The organism is Trueperaceae bacterium (assembly GCA_031581195.1).
In the GTDB taxonomy this organism is placed as follows: domain Bacteria; phylum Deinococcota; class Deinococci; order Deinococcales; family Trueperaceae; genus SLSQ01.
In genome coordinates this window covers 1-4,208 of record JAVLCF010000150.1, presented here as the reverse complement: position 1 = coordinate 4,208, position 4,208 = coordinate 1, and the positions used below count along the sequence as shown (strand labels likewise).

Genomic DNA, 4,208 nt, shown 5'->3' with positions numbered 1-4,208 from the left:
GGCGCCGTTCCCTCCCTGCACGACGTGACGCGCGCGACCCACGGGGGGCCGCGCGCGCTGGTCGGTGTGAGCAGGCGGGGGGCGTCAGGGGAGAGCGAACGTCACGCCCAGCCCGGCGCTCAGGCGCCCCGAGCTCAGCGCGACCGCCTCGGCGCGCAGCGCCACGGCGTCGGCCACCGGCACTTCGAGGCCCGCCGTCAGGCGCGCCGCGGTCTCGTAGCAGCGGACGCCGTCCACGTCGAACCCGCGGACGTCCGCCCCGAGGCCGCCGTAGGCGACGAGGCCCGCGACGGCCTGCCGCCACACGCCGCCCACCGCGAGCGCGGGGTACGCCGGCGCGCCCGTCGGCGCCGACGCATCCACCCGCACGCCGAGCGCCGCCCCCTCGGGGAGGGACGGATCGAGTGACGCGGCGTCTAGGGTGAGGCTCGCGTCGACCCCGACGGCGAGCGGGTGCGCGTCCTGGCCGCCGTAGGCCAGCGTCGCGCCGAACCGCGCGTCCTGGGCGACGGCGCCGGCCGGAACGGTCAAGGCGAGGAGGGCCAGCAGGCCGACCAGGGGGCGTGCGATCGACCCGCTCATCCGTCGTCCTCCGTCGCGACGTCGACGTCCAGTACGTCGCACGCGCGGGCCTCGGCCTCGGGGTTCGGGATCGCGCTCGTGCAGAGCCGCATCGTCACGTGCGTCGTACCGGCGTCGCCCCGCACCTGGGAGCACGCCACGCAGTCCTGGCTGCAGCCCGCCAGGAGAAGGGAGAGGGTGAGCGCGACGGCGATGCCGATTGCCGCGCGCCCCACGCGTGGGGTCCGTCGCATCAGTTCACCTCCACACGGAGCGTCACCGTGAGGGTCTCGAGGGCGTCGTCGGATGCGTCGTCGGACGGCGCGAGGTGCGCGTCGCGCCAGAACCAGTTCTCGCGGCCGTCGACCCGCACCCGCTCGACGCTGCCCTGCGTCGCGTCGATCGCGACGATCGCCACGCCCGCGGGGACGTCGAGGGCCTGCAGCCAGACGTTCTCGAGCGCGGTCTCCGACGCGTTCCGGGCGGTCATCGTGACGGTGAACGTCCCCGTGCCGCCCTCGGGGTCGGGGGTGAGGGCGACGGGGGCGTCGGGCACGTTGAACGTCGGTTCGCTCGACGCGACCTCCGCGTCGTCGCTCGGCGTCAGCGTCGTGGGTGCGCTCCACGGGCCGCGCCGGTCGGGATCGAACACCGCCCGGACGCGCACGGTCGTGGGGACGCCGTTCGTCAGGTCCCCGAGCGCCACCGGCGCTCCGGCGGGGACGGTCGACACGCGGGGGGCGTCGCCCTCCACCGCGATCTCGATCTCGACCTCCGACACGCCGGTCGGGGCGTCGAACACCACCCAACCGCGCCCGTCGCCCGGCACGGGCGCGACGTCCTCGATCGCCCCGACGAAGGCGACGCGCGCCGTGGTCGGGCACGACCCGGGACAGTCCGCCGTCACGGTCGCGACGCCCGCCACCGCGGCGGCGCGCAGGGTCGCGGTGACCGTCCCGTCCGCGTCGGTCACGTACGAACGCTCGGGGGCTCCGTCGTCGCGGGCGTCCGCCGTCGCGTGCAGGGTGCCCAGGTCGGTCGTCACCCGTACGCTCGCGCCCGCCACGGCGGACCCGTCCACGTCCGCCAGACGCATCGTGACGCGCGCCGTGCTGACGCCGTCCGCGGGCAGTTCGTCGGCGTCCGGCGTCACCGTCAGCTTGACGGGGGTGAACGTCGCACCCTCGTCCCGACCGCGCAGGCCGTCGGCGCGACCGCCGGTCGCGGTCGCGCGCAGCGCGACCTCCGCGACGCCGTCGCCGTCCCCGACGAACACGACGTCCTCGAACAGGACCGACGACGCGCCTGCCGCCAACGTCGCGGTGACCGGCGTGGCGGGCTCGCGGGTGGCGAAACGAAGGTCGCCGGCCTCGCCCCCCACCACGTCCAACGTCACGGTGGCCGGCGCGTCGGCGTTCTCGACGGGGTTGCCGTCGTCGTCGACCAGCGTCACGCGTACGTCGAACGGCAGGTGCGCGCGTCGCGAGGAAGTCAGAGGCGCTCCGCGCGCGTCGGACAGCACCAACCCCGTCGCGACGGGCGCGTCGGACGCCGGCGGTCCGGCGTCCGCCTCCGCGCACGTGTCGAGGTCCCGCTCGTACCCGGGGGCGGCCGAGTCGAACTGCAGGTACGGGTACCCGACGCCGTCCTCGATCGCCCACGGGGTTCGGCACCCCGGCGCCGTCGACGCTTGGATGGCCCACCCGGCCGCCTGGTAGGTCGCCAACGCACGGAGGTCGGCGTCGGTGTGCGACGTCGCGCCGAGGGCGTCGGTCTCGGACGGCGACGCGAACCGAAGCCAATCGGCGCCCGCGAAGTCGGTGTAGCCATCCCCCCCGTCGGTCACTCCCCCGAGGACGCGCAGGCCGGAATCGTCGAGGACCACGCCCTCGCCCGACGCGTTCCCCCCTTGCGTCTTGTCGACGTATCCGATGCTCGCGCCGCGTCCGCGATTCCCCCCGGCGATCGTCTGGGTGCGGAGGGCGACGTCGGACGACGAGATCGGGGCGGAGAGGCTCCCGACGCCGCCCCCGGCGTGCTGGTTGGAGAGCCCGATCGTGGTCGTGGACGCGAAGGCGTCGGCGACGTGGAGGGGACCCTGCACCGCGCCGAACCACCCCCCGACGTACGAGTTCCCGGAGACGTCGCTGGTCGACACGAACGACCGCGTCACCCGCCCGCGGCCGCTGGCGGCGTCGAACAACCCGACGAGCCCACCCGCGTAGAAGTGGCCGGCCGTCACGGCCGTCGGAAACGCCCGAATGCGGTCGAGGGTCAGGGTCGCCTCGACCTCCCCCGCGACGCCGCCGGCCGAGAACGAACCCGACGCGACCGTCGTGCCGGCATCGACGACGACGTCCGTGATGGACAGGTCGCCGTAGCTTCCGGTCCCGCCGGGCGTCGTGACCGACGCGAAGAGGCCCCCCGCACCGTTGTTGGCGGCCGACACCGAGGAACCGGAGACCGTCACGGCCGAGACGCGCGCCACGCCGTCCCCGTCGGCGGCGAGGCGTCCGACGAGACCCCCGCCGTCGTCGGTGCTGCTCACCGTGACCCCGTCCAGCAGCACGTTCGCCACGGTGAGGTCTCCGCTGGCCCGTTTCGCGAGGACGCCGGTCGGGCTGGTCGTCGTCGCGGACACCGTCACGTTCCGAAGCGTCAGGTTCTCGACGACCGCACCGTCCCCCAGCTCGGAGAACAGGCCCCCGCTCCCGTCCGTCACGACGAGGTTCGAGAGCACGACCCGCTCCTCGGGCCCCCGCAGGACGCCGGAGAACGCCTGCGGCGCGTGCGTGACGCCCGCGAAGTCGACGTCCTGCGTGACCGCGTAGGTGCCCGACGCGTCGCATGGGTTGCCGATCTGGGCGACGTCGCCGGCGGAGACGACCTGGAAGACGTCCGAGGGCGACGCCAACGTGCACACGGGAGGCGACGTGTCGTCGGGTTTGGCGGGCGCATTCAGCACGTCGAACACGAAGAGGAACGCGTACGTCGTTCCCGGCGTGAGTTTGTTGGACTGGTCGACGTCCGTTCCGTTGTTCACGATCGACGTTCCGTCCGCGTCCAGTTTCCGTCCGCTGTTGACCTCGGCGAACGCGCCGTCACTCTTCGTTCCTCCGAGCCAAAGGGTGCCGTCCGGGCCCTGTGGCTTGACGAAGACGTGGTCACCGGCAGGTATGTCCGGGGCGGAGGGTTCCTGCTTCATGGTCGTCAGCTGATGGGTCCCCCCGAGGACGTGCTGTTGCACCTCGTACGTGATGCCCCACGGCAGCGTCAGCGACGGACCGTAGTACGTGGCGAACAGGTCCGGTAGATCCGATTCCGTGCCCTCGACGACGTGGTAGCCGTAGTCGGTGCCTTCGAACGCGAAGGTCCCTCCGTCGGACGATGCGTACGCGACGGAGAGCCATCCGAGGGCCAGCATGATGACCGACGTCGCTCGCGGACGGACGATGCGGCGCCGGAGGGTCCGTGAATCATGGTGGGCGGAGCGCGGCGTGCCCCCTCGCAGCAACCTGCGTGCCTGCATGCGATGACCTCCTTCTGGGCTGCGCCCTGTGGGCGCACACCCCGAGGGAGGATAGGAACGCCGCGTTCGCAACGCGTTCGCACGGGGTCCCGGCGTCGCGCGACGGGGGTGCGGGGGT

The 4,208-nt window shown here is 73.6% G+C and carries 3 protein-coding genes; all 3 read right to left on the bottom strand.

Annotated elements, in window-relative coordinates; translation table 11 throughout:
* Positions 1–84 precede the first annotated feature (84 nt).
* From RI554_10650 to RI554_10640, 3 genes are read right to left on the bottom strand one after another with little or no spacing between them, the layout of a single operon-like run.
* Entirely contained in the window at positions 85–582 is a 498-nt protein-coding gene (locus RI554_10650) for a hypothetical protein (protein ID MDR9392475.1), read from the bottom strand.
* Positions 579–815 carry a hypothetical protein gene (locus RI554_10645; protein MDR9392474.1) on the bottom strand — a complete coding sequence of 79 codons (237 nt, stop codon included), beginning with the start codon at positions 813–815 and terminating at the stop codon, positions 579–581. The genes RI554_10650 and RI554_10645 overlap by 4 nt, the downstream gene beginning before the upstream one ends.
* The gene (locus RI554_10640) at positions 815–3,985 is read right to left on the bottom strand and encodes an Ig-like domain-containing protein (protein ID MDR9392473.1); all 3,171 of its coding nucleotides are present in this window, start codon (positions 3,983–3,985) and stop codon (positions 815–817) included. The genes RI554_10645 and RI554_10640 overlap by 1 nt, the downstream gene beginning before the upstream one ends.
* Between the last annotated feature and the right edge of the window lie 223 nt (positions 3,986–4,208).

Bases quoted from the DNA above. Each gene is read 5' to 3' on its own strand.
- RI554_10650 (MDR9392475.1), bottom strand. From the start codon at position 582: ATGAGCGGGTCGATCGCACGCCCCCTGGTCGGCCTGCTGGCCCTCCTC.
- RI554_10640 (MDR9392473.1), bottom strand. From the start codon at position 3,985: ATGCTGGCCCTCGGATGGCTCTCCGTCGCGTACGCATCGTCCGACGGA.
- RI554_10645 (MDR9392474.1), bottom strand. From the start codon at position 815: ATGCGACGGACCCCACGCGTGGGGCGCGCGGCAATCGGCATCGCCGTC.